The following is a 17,554-nucleotide window of genomic DNA, read 5'->3' as shown; positions in this document are numbered from 1 at the left end:
TGCGCTGATGGGCTGGAAGAACCCCGCGATACCGTGGTCCGAGCTGGAGCGCACGCTCTCTGGCCGACGCCCTCCGGAGGGCAGCCTCGCCGCGCTGGACTCCCCCGCCCGAAGCGTGAAGCGCAGGACCTACCAAGGCGAGCGCATCGTCCCGGTGGCAGGCCCTTACGTGCCGTACGCGGAGCTGCACGCGCACTCCAACTTCAGCTTCCTCGACGGGGCGAGCGATCCGGAACGGTTGATCGAAGAGGCCGCGCGACTGAGACTCACCGGGCTGGCACTCACGGACCACGATGGGCTGTACGGTGTGGTGCGCCTGGCGGAGGCGGCCGAGACGCACTCCAGCGTGAAGACGGTGTTCGGCGCAGAGCTGTCGATCGGTCTGAGCAAGCCGCAGAACGGTGAGGCGGATCCGCAGGGGTCCCACCTGCTCGTGCTCGCCCGCGGCGAGGAGGGGTATCACCGCCTCGCCGGTGCGATCACGGATGCCCAGCTGCATCCGGATGCCGAAAAGGGCCGCCCCGTCTACGATCTGCGGCAGCTGGCCGAGCAGGCGGGCGGCCACTGGACGGTGCTCACCGGATGCCGCAAGGGTGCCGTGCGGCAGGCACTGACGGGCAGCAGCGACAGCGGCGCCGATCCGGACCTCGACGCCGCATCCCGTGCCCTGGACGAGCTCATCGAGCTGTTCGGCACGGGGCACGTGGTCGTCGAACTGTTCGACACCGGCTCCCCGCTGGACACCGTGCACAACGACGCGCTCTACGCACTGGCGCGACGCAAGGGGCTGGCATCCGTCGCGACAGGTCTCGTGCACTACGCCACGAAGGCGGAGCGTCCGCTCGCCACGGCGATGGCGGCCGTGCGCGCCAGGCGCAGCCTGGACGAGCTCGACGGCTGGCTGCCCGCCGCTGCCACCTCGCGGATGCGCTCGGGTGCGGAGATGGCCAGGCGGTTCGCCCGCTACCCCGGTTCGATCGAGCAGACGGTCGTCATCGCCGAAAGCCACGCGTTCGCGCTGAGATCCGCCAAGCCGCGACTGCCGAAACAGGAGGTTCCCGAGGGACACACACCGATGAGCCACCTGCGCGAGCTCGTCGCGCGCGGAGTGGCCGAGAAGTACCCGCCGGACTATCCGCATGCGAGCGCCGAAGCCGTCACGGCACGCATGGAGCAGGAACTGAAGGTGATCGAGGAGAAGGACTTCCCCGGCTACTTCCTCATCGTGCACGACATCGTGCGGTTCGCCCGCAGCAAGGGCATCCTGTGCCAGGGCCGCGGCTCTGCCGCCAACTCCGCCGTCTGCTTCGCGCTGAGCATCACGGCGGTCGACTCGATCCAGTACAAGCTGCCGTTCGAGCGCTTCCTCTCCAGCCTGCGACCGGAGGAGCCCGACATCGATGTGGACTTCGACGCCAGGCGACGGGAGGAGGTGATCCAATACGTGTTCGACAAGTACGGCAGACGCAACGCCGCCCAGGTGGCCAACGTGATCAGCTACCGGCCGAAGAACGCGGTGCGCGATATGGCCAAAGCTCTCGGGCATTCGACGGGACAGCAGGATGCCTGGTCCAAGCAGGTGGAGAGATACGGCCCGGAGGTGTTCACCGGCGATCACGACATCCCGGATGCCGTCGTCGCGCTCTCCGAGCATCTGCTGCGCGCGCCGCGGCACCTGGGCATCCACTCCGGAGGCATGGTGCTCACGGATCGGCCGATCGGTGAGGTGTGCGCCATCGAACACGCCCGCATGGAGAACCGCACCGTGCTGCAGTGGGACAAGAACGACTGCGAGTGGATGGGCCTGGTCAAGTTCGACCTGCTCGGACTCGGCATGCTCGCCGCCGTGCAGTACATGTTCGACATGATCGAGGCGCACCTCGGTGAGACCTGGACGCTGGCCACCCTGCCCAAGGAGGAACCGGCGGTCTACGACATGCTGTGCAGGGCGGACGCCATCGGCGTGTTCCAGGTGGAGAGTCGCGCCCAGCTCGGCACGCTGCCGCGTCTGCTCCCCCGCGAGTTCTACGACCTCGTGATCGAGGTGGCGCTGATCCGGCCGGGGCCGATCCAGGGCGGTGCGGTGCATCCGTATATCCGCAGGCGTGCAGGCAAGGAGACCGTGACGTACGCGCACGACGACCTGATACCGGTGCTGGAACGCACGAAGGGCATCCCGCTGTTCCAGGAGCAGGTGATGCAGATGGCGATGGCGGTCGGCGACTGCACCGGTGAGGATGCCGACCTGCTGCGGCGGGCGATGGGGTCGAAGCGCGGCATCGAGAAGATCGAATCGCTGCGCGGCAAGGTGTTCGCAGGCATGGCGAAGCGGGGACTGGACGACACGGCGGCGCAGGGCATCTGGTCGCAGATCGAGGCGTTCGCCGACTTCGGCTTCGCCGAGAGCCACGCGCTGAGCTTCGCGCTCATCGTCTACGCCAGCTCCTGGCTCAAGCTGCACTACCCCGCCGCGTTCCTCGCCTCGCTCATCAAGGCGCAGCCGATGGGCTTCTACTCGCCGCAGACGCTGACGCAGGATGCCGTGCGGCACGGTGTCGTCGTGCGGCACGTGGACATCCTGCGCTCGGGCGTGCATCCCGACCTGGAGCCCGTCGACATGGAGTCCGGCGGTGCCGTGCGCCCGGCGCCGACCGGGATGCCGGGATGCCTGGCGCAGAAGCAGCCGCCGGTGCCGAAGGAATTCCATCGCGACGCTCCGGATGCCTCCGCCTCCCACCGCAGAGACGCCGCGCTCGCCGTGCGCCTCGGCCTGGCCGGGGTGAACAGCATCGGCGAGAAGCACGCCAAGCGCATCGTCGAGGAGCGCGAGACGGCAGGACCGTTCACGAGCATGCACGACCTCGCCAGTCGTGTCGGCCTGACATCGCCGCAGCTGGAGGCGTTGTCGGCGGCAGGCGCGTTCGAATCGCTCGGGCTCACCCGCAGGCAAGCGCTGTGGGCGGCGGGCCCTGCCTCCAGGGAACGCAAGGACTACCTGCCCGCCACCGCGGTGTTCGTGCAGCCGCCGTTGCTTCCGATGCTGACGGCATCCGAGCAGACCGTTTACGACCTGTGGTCGACCGGCATCTCACCCGGCGACCATCCGATGCGAAACGTGAGGCAGGGCCTGGCAGCCAGAGGAATCCGATCGATCGAGGAGCTGCTGACGATGGAGACGGGAACGCGGGTGGAGGTGGCAGGCGTGGTCACGCACAGGCAGCGGCCTGCGACGGCGAGCGGAATCACGTTCCTGGGCCTCGAAGACGAGTCCGGCCTGCTCAACGTGATCTGCAGTGTCGGCGTGTGGGGTCGCTATCGGAGGATCGCTCGAGAGGCGGCCGCGATGGTGGTGCGGGGCATCCTGGAGCGAAGCGAGGAGGGCATCGTGAACGTCGTAGCCGATCGATTCGAGAACCTGCCGCTGAAGGCGCGGACCACCTCCCGCAACTTCCAGTAGGGCGAGAAAAGGGTGCGCTCAGCCCGGTTTGACGCTGTTGTCCTTCGACTTGCCCGGCGCGCCCGCGCTGTTGGGCCCTGGCGGCTCATCCATGAGGTGAAGGCCCTGCGTGCTGTTCGCCGACAGAGTGAGCAACTCGATCCACTCCCGGTTGATCACCGGCGGCTTGCTGCCCGAGTAGCGGAAGTACAGCGGAACGGACGGATCGATCCACACCGAGCTGCGCCCGTCTCCCACCGAGATGTCGTCGCGCCAGGTGAAGAAGAAACCCTCACGACGACGCAGCTTGGCCCCGATCACCACCTGGAGGTGGGCGAGAACGCGGTCCTCGAATTTCACTTCGATGTCGGATCCGCCGTACAAAAGAGCACCCACCACTACCTCCCGGGGATCACGGTCTCGAGCGGCAAGCTTACCGTCGCGCGGCTGCAGGCCGCGCTCCTGCAGCACGAGCATGTCAAGCCCTTGCCGTTCGCCCTGACCGCTTCGTAACGTCAGGGTTTGCCGCATCCGACCATCCGAGAAGGAGAAGCCATGGGCGACGAAGACAAGATCGAGAACAAGAAGGACGAGCTCTGGGGCAAGGGCAAGGAGGCCGTCGGCAAGGCGACCGGCGACGACGAGCTCGAGAACCAGGGCAAGTTCGATCAGACCAAGGCCAACCTCAAGCAGGCCGGTGAAAAGGTGAAGGACGCCTTCAGCGACAACGACTGAGGGCTTCGACGGCCAGGGCCGCACGCGAGTGGGATGCTCGCGTGCGGCCCTTCGTCATTCCCTGAGCAGTTCCTGCCAGCCGTCCGCCGTGGCGTTCTCGAAGATGAGGCTCGTCTGGGTGTGCGAGACGGCGGGGTCGCCGGTCAGGTATTCGAGCACGAAGTCGCGCAGCTCCCCGGAGTCGCGAGCGGCGACGTGCAGGAGATAGTCGTCGGACCCCGCGGTGTGGAACAGCCGCAGCACTCCTGGCCAGTGCGGTGCCGCCGCGCGGAAGGCGTCGATCTGCGCCCTGGAGTGCTTCGCGAGACGCACGGCGATGAGCGCCTGGAGCGGGATGCCCGCCGCGGCGAGGTCCACGTCGAGCCGGTATCCGGTGATCACTCCCCTGCGCTGCAGGCTCTTCAGCCGCAAGGACACGGTGGACTCGGCCACACCGAGTTCTGCCGCCAGAGCGGAACCCGTGATGCGCGAGTTGCGGGACAACGCCAGCACGAGCCGGCGGTCGAGGGAGTCCAGTTCGGGAATCTTCGAGGCGGGCATGCGGGCATCCTCAATTCTGCAAGAAACTGCGATCATCCGGAGTCTTCTCGAAGGATATCCGAGTGACCTACTCCAAGGCGGGGGAATCCACCGATCATGGGGATATGACAACGTCGTCCGATCCCCTCAGCCCGCACCTGGAGACCAGGGCGGTTCACGCCGGCATGGACGGTCTCACCGAGACCGGCTCTCACGTTCCGCCGATCGACCTCTCGACCACCAATCCCCTGCCGAGCGTCGAGGCCGGCGGTGACTCGTACGAGAACCTCGCCACGGGAGGCGAGCTGCTCCCCGGAGACTCCGCCGTGTACCAGCGGTTGTGGCAGCCTGGCGTCGCCCGGTTCGAGCGCGCGCTGGCCGACCTGGAGGGAACAGAGGAGTCCGTCGCGTTCGCGTCAGGCATGGCCGCGCTGACCGCCTGCCTGATGGCGGCAGTGGCCGCCGGCACACCGCACATCGTCGGCGTCCGCCCGCTCTACGGCGGAACAGATCACGTGCTGGCGACCGGACTCGTGGGCACGAGCGTGACCTGGGCGAGCCCGGACGGCATCGCCGCCGCCGTGCGGCCCGACACCGGTCTCGTCGTGCTGGAGACTCCGGCGAACCCCACCCTGGAGCTGGTCGACATCGCGGATGCCGTGCGGCAAGCCGGGTCGGTGCCGGTACTCGTCGACAACACGTTCGCCTCTCCGGTTCTGCAGCGTCCCGTCGAGCACGGCGCACGGCTCGTTCTGCACAGCGCCACGAAGTACCTCGGCGGGCACGGCGACGTGATGGGCGGCGTGGTGGCGACGGATGACGAGTGGGCGCGCCGCCTGCGCGGCCTGCGTGCGCTGACCGGCGGCCTGCTCCATCCGTTCGCCGCCTACCTGCTGCACCGGGGACTGCGCACGCTGCCGCTTCGCGTACGCGCCCAGCAGGAGACCGCGAGCGTGCTCGCTCGGCGCTTGCAGGAGCACCCGGCCGTGCACCGGGTGCTGTATCCAGGGCTCCCCGGGCAGGACCCGCTCGGACTCATCGGCCGCCAGCTCGAGGGACCCGGCTCGCTGATCTCGCTCGACCTGGGCGACTACGACAGTGCGGTGCGGTTCACCGAAGCGTGCCGGCTGGTGACCCATGCGGTGTCGCTCGGCGGGGTGGACTCGCTGGTGCAGCATCCCGCATCGCTCACCCACCGACCGGTGGCGGCCGAGGCCAAACCACACGCCGGCGTCGTGCGCATCTCGATCGGCCTCGAGCACGTCGACGACCTCGCAGAAGACCTCATGCGTGCCCTGGATGCCGTGGGCGCCGAGCGGTCGCGGGCCGGCCGGACAGGCGCGTCAGTGATGGCCCAGTCGCTTGCGTAACAGGTCGATGCGCGCCTGAAGCTGGGTGACACTCGCCTGTGCGACGGCCGGCCCGCCGCACAGGCGGCGGAGTTCGGCGTGCACGAGCCCGTGCGGTTCGCCGCTGTTCTTCGCATACAGCCCGACCAGGCTGTTCAGAAGGCTGCGCTGCTCCTTGAGGGTGCGGTACACCGGCGGTGGCGCCTTCGGCGCGTCGGCAGATGCCGGCCGGTTAGCGGCGCGCTTGGCCTGGCGCGCCTGCCTCGTGCGCAGCAATTCGTGCACCTGCTCGGGCTCGAGCAGGCCGGGGATGCCGATGAAGTCCCACTCCTCGTCGCTCCCCGGCTCCGCGTACCCGCCGAACTCGGTGCCGTCGTACAGCACCCGGTCGAACGCGGCATGGGAGTCCAGAGCTTCGAACGCGAACTCCTGCTGCAGGGAGTCGGATGCCTTGTCCTCGCGCTCGGCCGCCGCCACCATGGCGTCCTCCGGGTTCCAGAGGTCACCCTCGACGTCGGCCGAGACCCGGTCGAGAGCGTGGTCGCGCTCCAGTTCGAGGGCGTGCGCAAGGGCGACGAGGATCGGCACGTCGGGCAGGAACACCGTGGCGGTCTCGCCACGTCGTCTGGCTCGCACGAATCGCCCGATCGCCTGCGCGAAGAACAGCGGCGTCGCGGCGCTCGTGGCGTACACGCCGACCGCCAAACGCGGCACGTCGACTCCTTCCGAGACCATGCGCACCGCGACCATCCACCGGGAGGTGCCCTGCGAGAACTCCTCGATGCGGTCGCTGGACTCCTTCTCGTCCGAAAGCACGACCGTGACCTTCTCGCCGCAGATGCTCTCGAGAATCGCCGCATACGCGCGAGCCGCGACCTGGTCGGTGGCGATGATGAGGCCACCGGCATCCGGAATCTGTTGGCGGATCTCGCTCAGGCGCCGGTCGGCGGCATGCAGCACCTGCGGTATCCACTCGCCCTTCGGGTCGAGCGCTGTGCGCCATGCCTGCGCCGTGATGTCCTTCGTGTTGCCTTCGCCGAGCCGGGCCTCCATCTGGTCGCCGGTCTTGGTGCGCCAGCGCATGTGGCCGGCGTAGACCATGAAGAGCACAGGCCGCACGACACCGTCAGAAAGAGCGCGTCCGTAGCCGTAGTTGTAATCGGTGCGGGAGGTGCGGAGGCCTTCCCTGTTCTGGAGGTACGTCACGAACGGGATCGGCGAGGTGTCGCTGCGGAACGGTGTTCCGGTCAGCGAGAGCCTGCGCTCCGCGCGTTCGAAGGACTCGCGGATGGCGTCGCCCCAGCTGAGCGCATCGCCACCGTGGTGCACCTCGTCGAGGATGACGAGCGTGCGGTGATCCAGCGTGATGTCGCGGTGCAGTGCGGCATTGACCGCCACCTGCGCGTAAGTCACGGCGATTCCGCGGTAGTGCGGTCCGTATCTGCCGTGCGCGTTCCTGAAGTTCGGATCGATCGGGATGCCCACGCGCGCTGCGGCCTCGGCCCACTGTCGTTTCAGGTGCTCGGTCGGCGCCACGATGGTGACACGGTCGACGGTGCGTCGTTTCAGCAGCTCGACGGCCAGACGCAGCGCGAACGTCGTCTTGCCGGCGCCCGGTGTCGCGGCCGCCAGGAAGTCGCGGGGCTCATAGCGGAAGTACGCCTCGAGCGCCTCGGCCTGCCAGGCGCGCAGCTTGCTGGCGGTACCCCACGGGGCACGGGCCGGGAACGAGGGCGAGAGGTGCTCGATGGCCCACGTGCCGACCTCGCGTCCGCCGCTTTCCTGCTCGGCGGCTCCCGGGTACGACGGATCCGGATCCTCGGTCGAGGCGGAGGCGGGGATCGGGGAACTCACTTCACTCCACGGTACCCAATGCGACTGACGTCCTCGCGTGCTCCTGGCCAGAATGGATCCATGACGGAACCGCTGCATCCCTTCCATCGGTACGTCGCTCTGGGCGACTCGTTCACGGAGGGAATCGGCGACCCCGACCCCAACGCGCCAGGCGGCCACCGGGGGTGGGCGGATCGTGTCGCCGAGGTGCTCGCCCGAGGCACAGACGACTTCGCCTACGCGAACCTTGCCGTGCGCGGCAAGCTCATCCGTCAGATCGCTGCAAGCCAAGTGGACGCGACGGTGGCGCTGGCGCCGGATCTCATCACGATCTCCGCGGGCGGAAACGATGTCATCCGGCCCGGCACGGACCCCGACGAGATCGGCGAGCTGTTAGACGAGATCATCACGAGGCTTTCCGCGACCGGTGCCACGATCGTCGTGTTCACCGGAGTCGACGTGGGCTTCTCACCGGTGTTCAAGACGATCAGAGGCAAGGTCGCGATCTACAACGAGAACGTCAGGGTGGTCGCCGAGCGGCACGGATGCCTCGTGGCAGACCAGTGGGCGCTGAAAGACGTGCAGGACCAGCGCCTGTGGTCCCCCGACCGGTTGCACATGAACCCGCTCGGGCACCACACCGTCGCGCGCATGGTGCTCGACACACTGGGCGTCAGTCACGACCTGCAGCCGATGGAACCGGAACCGCTTCCTCCGCGCAGCTGGCGCCAGGCTCGGGCGGAAGACCTCTCGTGGGCTAAGGAGTACTTCGTGCCGTGGATCATCCGCCGCGTGAAGGGCATCTCCAGCGGCGATCACGTGCTGCCGAAGCGACCCGAGCCCGCCCCGGTCACCCTGCCTGGCGACGAAGAGGCCGCGATGTAGCTACGGCAGCAGCAGCTGCGGGTGCGTGAGCCGCCACCCGAGACCGGGATCCTCGACGGCCTTCGACACGGTCAGTGTGCTGCTGAAGCTCTGCCCGCCGCCGCTGAACGTGACGGTGCCCACGTCATCCCCGGGGCTTGCCAGGGTGACGGGGGCGGACCGAACGGTGACCTTGATGGGCGTGTCGGAGAACACGAAGATGCCGTCGGACTTCTCGCTCTTCAGCGTCGCCGACTGCCCCCACACGCTGCGGTACGTGCCGTAGTCCGTGCTGCCCGCACCGACCGTCACCTCGTGAAAACCGGCCTCGACGCTCTTCAGCAGAACCGGGACATCCGTCCACAGGTTCGTGTAGTCGGGGGCGCCCGTCACGACACCGACCAGTGTGACCGGATGCCCGTGCAGCGTCACCGACGCCGCGAACAGCAGGCAGTGGCCGGCCTGGTCCGTCCACCCGGTCTTGATCCCGATCATGCCGTCCTGCCCGAGCAGCTTGTTGCCGTTGTCGACCGTTCCCGCCCCGGGCAGATCCGCGGTCGTCGTGTCGACGATGGAGGCGAGCACGGGATTCGCGATGACCAGCTTGCCGATGCCGACGAGGTCGACCGGCGTGCTGACGGTGCCGGGGTCCAGACCGGACGGATCGGTGACGTGCGTACCCGTGAAGCCGTGCGAGTTCAGCCACGCGTTCGTGTACGTGAGGTAGGCATCCACCGAGCCGAAGCCCCAGTTCGCCAGTGAGTAGGCGTAGTTGTTGGCGCTGGGCAGCAGCATCGCGGTCAGTGCCTGTTTCTCGGTCAGCTGCTCCCCTGCCTGCACGGGCGCCCAGGAGCCGTCCTCGGCCCACACCTGGTGCAGGATGGCGACGTCGGCATCCGTGAACGTGATGACGGGCCCTTCGGTCCCCGCCGCGATCGGATGCTTGGCAAGCAGCACGAGCGCCGTGATCGTCTTCGTCATGCTCGCGATGGGGGTGCTGGCCATGCTGCCGTTCTTCACGAGCAGGTCATTCCGGCCGACCATGCCGACCGCGGCGCTTCCCCACGACGGGAAGGCCGGCTGCACCGCCGCAGGACGGATGGTCGTGGACGCGGATGCCGCCTCTGCGGCAGCGGGCAACGGCGCGATCGCCGTCAGCACCGTGTACGCGGCAGCAGCGACGACCACGCCGAGCGTGGTGAACGTGAGGACCCGGCGACGACGGCCGCGCGGCCGACGTCGCGTGTCGGACCGTTCGCGAGTGGCCTCCGCCTGGCCATCGGATCTGTCGTGCACGGCTGTCATGCTACGGCGGCGCCGCTATGCATCGGCGCCAAGCGGTTGTCTCTCGGGTACCCGGAGCGCGTACAGTGCCACCGCAGCGGCGGAAGCGACGTTCAGCGAGTCGACGCCGTGCGCCATCGGAATGGTGACGATCGTGTCAGCGACCGAGATGGCGCGACGGCTGAGACCGTCGCCTTCCGCGCCCATCACGATGGCGACCTTGCTCGGTGGATTCGCCGCGAACTCGTCGAGGCTCACCGCGTCGTCGGCGAGCGCGAGCGCCGCGAGATGGAAGCCGGCCTCATGAAGCCGAGGTGCGGCATCCGACCACTCTCCGATCCGCGTCCACGGCACCTGCAGCACGGTGCCCATGCTGACCCGCACGCTGCGGCGGTACAGCGGGTCGGCGCAACGCGGGGACACCAGAACCGCGTCGGCGCCGAGACCGGCAACGGCACGGAAGGCTGCACCCACGTTGGTGTGGTCGACGATGTCTTCGAGCACCACGACTCTGCGGGCGCCGTCGAGCACCTCCTCCAGGGCAGGGAGTTCGGGCCGGTGCATGGCCGCCAGCGCGCCGCGATGCAGGTGGAAGCCGGTCAGCGTCTCCAGTGCTTCCTCGGTGCCCACGTACACGGGAACGTCGGGAAAGGACTGCAGCAGCGGCTCCAGGTCGGGAAGCCACCGTTCGTGCAGCAGAACGGACCGCGGGATGTGCCCGGCCGCCAGCGCCCGACCGATCACCTTCGTCGACTCGGCCAGGTACAGACCTCCGGCGGGTTCGAGCGCTCGCCGCAGCGCGACATCCGTGAGCCGCGTGTAGTCGGCCAGCTCGGGGGCGTCGACCGTGTCGATGGGAATGATGCGCATGACGTCCAGGGCGGGGAAACATATCCGAAAACTGCGCTGTTTACACTGGCGAAGAACGAGGGGGCTTCCAGTGAGCACAGCGGTGACGACGGATGCGACGATCGACTCCGCCATCGACATCCTCGCAGACCGCACTGTCGCCGTGCTGACAGGCGCCGGCATCTCCACCGACTCCGGGATACCGGACTACCGGGGCGAGGGTGCACCGCGGCGCACCCCGATGTCGTTCTCGCAATTCCTCGCCGATGCGCGTTCGCGCAAGCGCTACTGGGCCGGCAGCCACCTCGGCTATACGCGCTTCAGCGCCGCCGAGCCGAACGCTGGTCACTTCGCACTGGCCGACCTTGAAGCGGCGGGGGTGGTGTCCGGCGTGATCACTCAGAACGTGGACGGGCTGCATACGCGGGCCGGCTCCCGCAGAGTGGTGCCGCTGCACGGCACCATGGACCGCGTTCTCTGCCTTCGCTGCGGCCAGATGTTCGCCAGAGACGACATCGCTGCGCAGATCGACGCGCTCAACCCCTGGCTCACGCGGCCGGACGCGGTCACCATCGCCCCGGACGGAGACGCCGAGGTGAACGACGTCGACTCGTTCGTCGTTCCCGAGTGCAGCGTCTGCGGCGGAGAGTTGAAGCCTGACGTCGTGTTCTTCGGCGAGTTCGTGCCGCCGTTGCGCTTCGAGGCGGCACGCGAGCTCGTGGACGGCGCGGATGCCCTGCTCGTCGCCGGTTCGTCGCTCGCGGTGAATTCGGGCATCCGGCTCGTCGAACAGGCGCGTCGTCGTAGGCTGCCGATCGTGGTGGTGAATCGCGGTGAGACGAAGGGCGACGCGCGAGCGACGCTGAAACTGGATGCGGGCACGTCCGAGACCCTGGTCGCCCTGGCCGACGCGCTGATCCGATGAGCTCGGCGCAGGCGAACGCACCGCACGGGAACCCATCGCACGGGAACCCATCGCACGGGAACGCCGAGACCCGACTCACGCTGGTGAGGCACGGCGAGACGGACTGGAACCGTCAGCGGCGCATCCAGGGGTCGACGGATGTCCCGCTCAACGCCGTCGGCATGGCGCAGGCCCGCGCAGCCGGCCTCTCGCTGATCGGCACCGACTACGTCGCGCTGTACTCGAGCCCGCAGGTGCGGGCGCTGGAGACCGCGCGGATCATCGCCGAGACTCTCGGTATGGGCGAGCCCATCGTGCGTGCCGAACTCCGGGAGCGGTCGTTCGGACCGGCGGAGGGGCTTACCGATGGAGAGATCGCTGAGCGCTTTCCCGACGGCATTCCCGATCAGGAGTCCAGGGAATCGGTCGTCGAGCGCGCACTGCCCGTGCTGCAGGAGATCGCCGACCGCCATCCGGGAGAGTCCGTTCTGGTGGTGACGCACGGCGCCGTGATCAGCTCGCTCGTGCGCCGGTTGAGCGGGGACGCGCATCCGCGACTCGGCGAGCCGATCGTGAACCTCTCGCTCAGCCACTTCACGCACTCCGGCGGGCGACTGCGCATCGGCGACATCAACGTGCCGTCGCACGACCCGGGCGGGCTCGTCGTCGAGTAGCGGCGCTCAGGCGTCGGAACGGGCTGCAGTCTCGGTCAGCACGCCCAAGAGCGTGGCGGCCGAGGCGGCCCAGGTGTAGCGGGAAGCCGCGGCGACACCGAGCCGGGATCGTTCCGCCCACTCCCCCGGCCGCTCGAGGCGGCGCACGGCTGCGGCGAAGCCGGCGGCGTCGTCGGCCGGCACGTACAGGGCGGCATCCGCTCCGATCTCGCGGAAGATCGGGATATCGCTCACGATGGTCGGTGTTCCGACCCGCATCGCCTCCGCCACGGGGATGCCGAAGCCCTCATCGTGGGACGCGGTGACGAGCGCCGTCGCCTGCAGCAGGGTGGCGAAGTACTCCTCATCGCTGGCACCGTTGTGGAACGCGAGCCGGGCGTCCGGTGCTGCGGCGATCAGCCGTTCGCGCTGCGCATCCGTGATGCGGCTCATGAGGTGCAGCGCGTAGCCGGGCAGCAACGCCGTCGCCCGAACGAGCGTCTCCACGTTCTTGTACGGCATGAACGACCCCATGTACACGAGCGACTTCGTCGCCGGGGTGATGCGGGCATCCTCGTTCAGATCAGAGGGCACGACCGGGGCGTTCGGCACGACGTGCACCGGCCTGCGCGTTAGGCGATGCCGGTCGATGAGTCCGGCCGTGGTGTGCGAGACCGCCACGACCGCGTCCGCTCGGTTCAGCAGCATCCGCTGGGGCCACCACGACAGGTGGTAGAGCCGCCACAGCCCGCGCACGAATGCGGGAAGGTCGCGCGGCGGGGTGCGGTGCCGGTAGTAGATGAGGTCGTGCACCGTCTTGATCAGACGGTACCGGCGCCCGAGCGATCCCATGGTCTGCATGGGCGTGAAGACGATATCGGGCTTCAGCTTGTTGACCTGCAGAGCCACTAGCGGTTCGCGCACGCTCGTGGGCGACGATGCGAGCGACCACGGCAGCGCCGGCAGCATGTCGAGTTGCGCTGTGTCGCTGATCAGCATCGTGACCTCGTGCAGCCTGCCGAGCTCCTCGACGAGGGATGCCGTGTAGCGGCTGATCCCGTCGTGCCGCCCGATGCGCGTGTAGCGGCAGTCGAAGACGACCTTCATGCCAGGAACTCGCGGATGCTCTCGGCCGCCTCGTCGGCCGCCTCGTAGTGCACGAGGTGGCCGACGCCGTGCACGACATGCATGCGGGCATCCGGAAAGAGGGTCTGCAGCCGGTGCTGCGCCTGCAGCGGGGTGATGTCGTCGCGGTCGGCTGCGATGAGAAGCACGGGCTCGTCGATCGACTTCGCGTACTCCGACACGTCATGGCTCACGGATGCCCGGAACGCCTCGAGCACGACCTCCCGGTTGGCGAACGCGCTGAAGTATCGTGCGTGCTGGTCGTGGATCCAGCGTCGGAGTGGCCTGTCCTTGGTCTTCGCCATCGCCTCGCTCATGACGCGAACGATCAGCCCGTTGCGCAGCAGACCGAATCCGAGGCGCTCGGGCAGGGCGGCGCCGAGCCAGTAGTAGAGGATCGCGAGACGGGTGCCGACGGCACGGGGACCCTTCAGCGCGGGCGCACCGATCGGGTTCACGAGCACGACGCGCTCGGGCCGCGCCGTCTCCTGCGGATGCTGTGCGAGCATCGCGGACACGACGATGGAACCGAACGAGTGGCCGAGCAGCACGAACCTGCCGGCGGGATCGACCGCGCGGAGGAATCCGCGCAACCAATCCGCGTAGCCGTCGATGTTGTGCTCGTGCCTCAGCGGTTCCGATTCGCCGAAGCCCGGCAGATCCGGCACGATGACCCGGAACTCCTTCAGGCGTGCAGCGATCGGCTCGAGGCCGTGGTGGTCGCCTCGGAAGCCGTGCACGAGTACGACAGTGGTGCCGGCATCCCGATCGCCGTACTCCCAGAACCAGGTGCGCGATCCATCGACCTGCACGGAGAGCCTGCGTGGGCGCGGGTGCTCGCCAGGATCTGCGGCGGCCGCCGCCGGCACAGAACGGTTCGACATCAGGCACCAGTGTAGGCGGGCGAGGATGCCGCTCCTGAGTGTGCGCGGCACGTCGCAACCCGGGCCCGGCATAGACTTTCGTGCAAAGCGTCAGTCGCGGACGATGCGCCACTCGAACCGTCAGAATCGCCTTCGCAGGAGGACCCGTACGTGACCTTCACCGCACCTATCCAGCTGCCTGGACTGACGCTCGACCCGCAGTGGTATCGACGCGCCGTGTTCTACGAGGTGATGGTGCGCTCGTTCGTCGACAGCAACGGCGACGGCACCGGCGACATCCAGGGCCTCATCTCCAAGCTGGACTACCTGCAGTGGCTGGGCGTGGACGCTCTGTGGCTGCCTCCGTTCTTCGTCTCGCCGCTGCGCGACGGCGGATACGATGTGTCCGACTTCCGCTCGATCATGCCCGAGTTCGGCACGCTCGACGAGTTCCAGGAACTCGTCACCAAGGCACACGAACGCAATATGCGCATCGTCATCGATCTGCCGCTCAACCACACGAGCGACCAGCACGAGTGGTTCCAGGCTTCGCGCAGCGACCCGGAGGGGCCGTACGGAGACTTCTACGTCTGGAGCGACACCGACGAGAAGTGGCCGGACATCCGCATCATCTTCGTCGACACCGAGGAGTCGAACTGGGCGTTCGACTCCGAACGCCGGCAGTTCTTCTTCCACAGGTTTTTCTCGCACCAACCCGATCTGAACTACAACAATCCGGCCGTGCACGATGCCGTCTTCGACATCGTGCGGTTCTGGCTCGACATGGGCGTGGACGGGCTGCGGCTGGACGCGGTTCCGTACCTCTACGAGTCGGACGAGGGCAACGGCGAGGGCGAGCCTCCCACGCACGACTTCATCAAGACACTGCGCGCCATGGTCGACCGTGACTACCCCGGGCGCGTCATGATCGCCGAGGCGAACCAGTGGCCGCGCGAGGTCGCCGCGTTCTTCGGCAGCGAGGAGGAGCCGGAGTGCCACATGGCCTTCGACTTCCCGGTCATGCCGCGCATCTTCTACTCGCTGCGCTCACAGCACGCCGACGAACTCGTGCGGGTGCTGTCGGAGACCACCGACATCCCGGAGGGCGCCGGCTGGGGCGTCTTTCTGCGCAACCACGACGAGCTCACACTCGAGATGGTCAGCGAGGAGTACCGGCAGGCGATGTACGGCTGGTACGCCTACGACCCGCGTATGCGCGCCAACATCGGCATCCGGCGCCGCCTCGCTCCCCTGCTCGACAACTCCCGTGCCGAGCTCGAGCTGGCTCACGCGCTGCTGTTCTCGCTTCCCGGCACCCCGTTCCTGTACTACGGCGACGAGATCGGGATGGGCGACAACATCTGGCTGCCCGATCGCGATTCCTCGCGCACGCCCATGCAATGGACCCCGGACCGCAATGCCGGCTTCTCCACGGCGGACCCCGGCAAGCTCTACCTGCCGGTGGTGCAGTCGCTCGTGTACCACTTCAACCAGGTGAACGTGGAGGCTCAGCTGGCTCAGTCGCGCTCCCTTCTGCACTGGGTGCGCAATGTGATCTACATACGCAAGGGGCATCCGGTGTTCGGGCTCGGCTCCATCACGGTGCTGCCGTCCGATCACTCCTCGGTTCTGGCGTTCGTGCGATCGTATGGCGGAAGCGGAACCGTGTTCGGCGACCAGCCCGAGAACGTGCTGTGCGTCTTCTCGTTCTCGCACAACCCGGTATCTGTGACTCTGGATGCCCCGGACTACGCCGGCAGCGCGCTCTACGACCTCTTCGGCGGCGGCCAGTTCCCCACGATCGCCGACGACGGCAGGTTCACCCTGACGCTCGGCACCCAGAGCTTCTACTGGCTGCACATCGAGTCGCCGCGATAGACCTCCCCTCCCCCTTCAAGTCGGTCGGACGGCCATAGCCGGCGCTCGGCCGCTGGCAGCATGACGTTCCATCCGGAACAGGCCGATCTGTCCTGTTCGCGGCGGGAGAGCGCGATCTGTCAGGTCGGCGGTGCGTGGCCCTGCGTGGCGACCGTGAAGTGACAGTGGTGATCCATAACGTTGCAGCCATGAAGCAATGGCACGACGAATTGGGCGTATTCGATCTGGAGACCACCGGCGTCGACGTCGACGCCTCGCGCATCGTCTCGGCGCACGTGGGTGTGCTGGATGCCGCAGGCGACGTCGTCGAGAGACTCGACTGGCTGGTGAACCCCGGCGTCCCCATTCCGGAAGCCGCCACGGCGGTGCACGGCATCACCAGCGAGCGAGCGCGTGCCGAGGGACGTGAGGCCGCCGGTGCCGTGCTCGAGATCGTGGCGGCGCTGCGCACCTTGCTGAGCCGGGGCATCCCGATCGTCGCATACAACGCGCCCTACGACTTCTCTCTGCTGCGTCGTGAGGCGGTGCGGCACGGCGTCGAGCCGCTAGTGGACCCCTCTCCCATCATCGATCCGTTCGTGATCGACAAGGCCGTCGACAAGTACCGGCGCGGCAAGCGCACGCTCACCCTGACCGCCGGTCACTACGGCGTGGCCCTGCTGGATGCGCACGACGCGGGAGCGGATGCGGTCGCAGCCGGCCGCGTCGCGCAGGCGATCGCCCGAACGTATCCGGCCGAGCTCGGAATCGACGTCGCCGAGCTGCACAGACGCCAGGTGCGGTGGTGCCAGGAGCAGGCGGAGGACTTCCAGGCCTACATCCGCCGCGTGAAGGACCCGCTCTTCACGACGACGGGCACCTGGCCCTGCCGCTGACCGTCGCGGAGACGCAAGAAGAGGGCGGCCGATCGATCGGCCGCCCTCTTCGCGTCGGTTCTACTTGCCGAAGTTCTTGAAGCGCTGGTTGAACTTCTCGACGCGGCCTGCGCTGTCGAGGATGCGCTGCTTGCCCGTGTAGAACGGGTGCGACGCGCTGGAGATCTCGACGTCGATCACGGGGTAGGTGTTGCCGTCCTCCCACTCGATCGTCTTCTCGCTCGTGACCGTCGAACGGGTCAGGAACGTGGCACCGGAAGCGAGGTCACGGAAGACCACCGGCGCGTAATCGGGGTGAATGTCAGACTTCATGGGACTTCCTCGAATGCTTGCGGATCGGAACTCGACGCGCACCGCGAATGGGACGCGAAAGCTGGATGGGCCGGG

The 17,554-nt window shown here is 67.9% G+C and carries 16 protein-coding genes; 8 read left to right on the top strand and 8 right to left on the bottom strand.

The annotated features are described in order from the left end of the window. Positions 1-7 precede the first annotated feature (7 nt). Positions 8-3,457: an error-prone DNA polymerase gene (locus ACYVI5_RS05420; protein WP_460579305.1), complete on the top strand. Its 3,450-nt coding sequence runs from the start codon at positions 8-10 to the stop codon at positions 3,455-3,457. Positions 3,458-3,475: 18 nt separating this feature from the next. Here ACYVI5_RS05420 and ACYVI5_RS05415 read toward each other — a convergent pair whose 3' ends face one another. Then, complete coding sequence (locus ACYVI5_RS05415; RefSeq protein WP_460533957.1) at positions 3,476-3,967, bottom strand: DUF7882 family protein; 492 nt, start codon at positions 3,965-3,967, stop codon at positions 3,476-3,478. A 24-nt stretch (positions 3,968-3,991) separates the two neighbouring features. Between ACYVI5_RS05415 and ACYVI5_RS05410 the strand changes: the two genes are divergently transcribed. Further along, a complete protein-coding gene (locus ACYVI5_RS05410) occupies positions 3,992-4,171 on the top strand; it encodes a CsbD family protein (protein WP_460579304.1) in 180 nt (59 codons plus the stop codon). A gap of 54 nt (positions 4,172-4,225) precedes the next feature. Here ACYVI5_RS05410 and ACYVI5_RS05405 read toward each other — a convergent pair whose 3' ends face one another. Continuing rightward, positions 4,226-4,711: an Lrp/AsnC family transcriptional regulator gene (locus tag ACYVI5_RS05405; RefSeq protein ID WP_460579303.1), complete on the bottom strand. Its 486-nt coding sequence runs from the start codon at positions 4,709-4,711 to the stop codon at positions 4,226-4,228. A gap of 104 nt (positions 4,712-4,815) precedes the next feature. Here ACYVI5_RS05405 and ACYVI5_RS05400 point away from each other — a divergent pair, with 104 nt between their 5' ends. Then, a complete protein-coding gene (locus tag ACYVI5_RS05400) occupies positions 4,816-6,060 on the top strand; it encodes a trans-sulfuration enzyme family protein (protein ID WP_460579302.1) in 1,245 nt (414 codons plus the stop codon). Here the strand turns inward: ACYVI5_RS05400 and ACYVI5_RS05395 are convergent. Then, the gene (locus ACYVI5_RS05395) at positions 6,034-7,788 is read right to left on the bottom strand and encodes a DEAD/DEAH box helicase (protein ID WP_460579496.1); all 1,755 of its coding nucleotides are present in this window, start codon (positions 7,786-7,788) and stop codon (positions 6,034-6,036) included. The genes ACYVI5_RS05400 and ACYVI5_RS05395 overlap by 27 nt on opposite strands. A 165-nt stretch (positions 7,789-7,953) precedes the next feature. Between ACYVI5_RS05395 and ACYVI5_RS05390 the strand changes: the two genes are divergently transcribed. Then, positions 7,954-8,757 (top strand): SGNH/GDSL hydrolase family protein, encoded by an 804-nt coding sequence (locus ACYVI5_RS05390; protein ID WP_460579301.1) that lies wholly within the window; start codon positions 7,954-7,956, stop codon positions 8,755-8,757. On the opposite strand, the gene ACYVI5_RS05385 is transcribed toward ACYVI5_RS05390, so the two are convergent. Beyond that, positions 8,758-10,032, bottom strand: a complete 1,275-nt coding sequence (locus ACYVI5_RS05385) for a D-alanyl-D-alanine carboxypeptidase family protein (RefSeq protein WP_460579300.1) — start codon at positions 10,030-10,032, stop codon at positions 8,758-8,760. A 24-nt stretch (positions 10,033-10,056) separates the two neighbouring features. Continuing rightward, positions 10,057-10,890, bottom strand: coding sequence for a TrmH family RNA methyltransferase (locus tag ACYVI5_RS05380; protein WP_460579299.1), 834 nt, complete (start codon positions 10,888-10,890; stop codon positions 10,057-10,059). 70 nt (positions 10,891-10,960) lie between these two features. Here ACYVI5_RS05380 and ACYVI5_RS05375 point away from each other — a divergent pair, with 70 nt between their 5' ends. Then, positions 10,961-11,794: an SIR2 family protein gene (locus ACYVI5_RS05375; RefSeq protein WP_460533971.1), complete on the top strand. Its 834-nt coding sequence runs from the start codon at positions 10,961-10,963 to the stop codon at positions 11,792-11,794. Beyond that, positions 11,791-12,447: a histidine phosphatase family protein gene (locus tag ACYVI5_RS05370; protein WP_460579298.1), complete on the top strand. Its 657-nt coding sequence runs from the start codon at positions 11,791-11,793 to the stop codon at positions 12,445-12,447. Before ACYVI5_RS05375 ends, ACYVI5_RS05370 begins: the two co-directional genes overlap by 4 nt. Positions 12,448-12,453: 6 nt before the next feature. Here ACYVI5_RS05370 and ACYVI5_RS05365 read toward each other — a convergent pair whose 3' ends face one another. Both ACYVI5_RS05365 and ACYVI5_RS05360 read right to left on the bottom strand, forming a co-directional pair. Then, positions 12,454-13,533 carry a glycosyltransferase family 4 protein gene (locus ACYVI5_RS05365; protein ID WP_460579297.1) on the bottom strand — a complete coding sequence of 360 codons (1,080 nt, stop codon included), beginning with the start codon at positions 13,531-13,533 and terminating at the stop codon, positions 12,454-12,456. Further along, a complete protein-coding gene (locus tag ACYVI5_RS05360) occupies positions 13,530-14,435 on the bottom strand; it encodes an alpha/beta fold hydrolase (protein ID WP_460579296.1) in 906 nt (301 codons plus the stop codon). The genes ACYVI5_RS05365 and ACYVI5_RS05360 overlap by 4 nt, the downstream gene beginning before the upstream one ends. Before the next feature lie 150 nt (positions 14,436-14,585). Here ACYVI5_RS05360 and treS point away from each other — a divergent pair, with 150 nt between their 5' ends. Next, positions 14,586-16,292 carry a maltose alpha-D-glucosyltransferase gene (treS, locus tag ACYVI5_RS05355; protein ID WP_460579295.1) on the top strand — a complete coding sequence of 569 codons (1,707 nt, stop codon included), beginning with the start codon at positions 14,586-14,588 and terminating at the stop codon, positions 16,290-16,292. Between the two features lie 188 nt (positions 16,293-16,480). Further along, positions 16,481-17,167, top strand: a complete 687-nt coding sequence (locus ACYVI5_RS05350) for an exonuclease domain-containing protein (RefSeq protein WP_460579294.1) — start codon at positions 16,481-16,483, stop codon at positions 17,165-17,167. 60 nt (positions 17,168-17,227) lie between these two features. Here the strand turns inward: ACYVI5_RS05350 and ACYVI5_RS05345 are convergent, their stop codons facing one another. Continuing rightward, the gene (locus ACYVI5_RS05345) at positions 17,228-17,479 is read right to left on the bottom strand and encodes a type B 50S ribosomal protein L31 (protein WP_440296071.1); all 252 of its coding nucleotides are present in this window, start codon (positions 17,477-17,479) and stop codon (positions 17,228-17,230) included. Positions 17,480-17,554: the final 75 nt, after the last annotated feature.

This window comes from Humibacter ginsengisoli, from assembly GCF_054780095.1.
The sequence above is the reverse complement of the archived record's forward strand: the minus strand, read 5'-3'. Positions and strand labels throughout refer to the sequence as shown.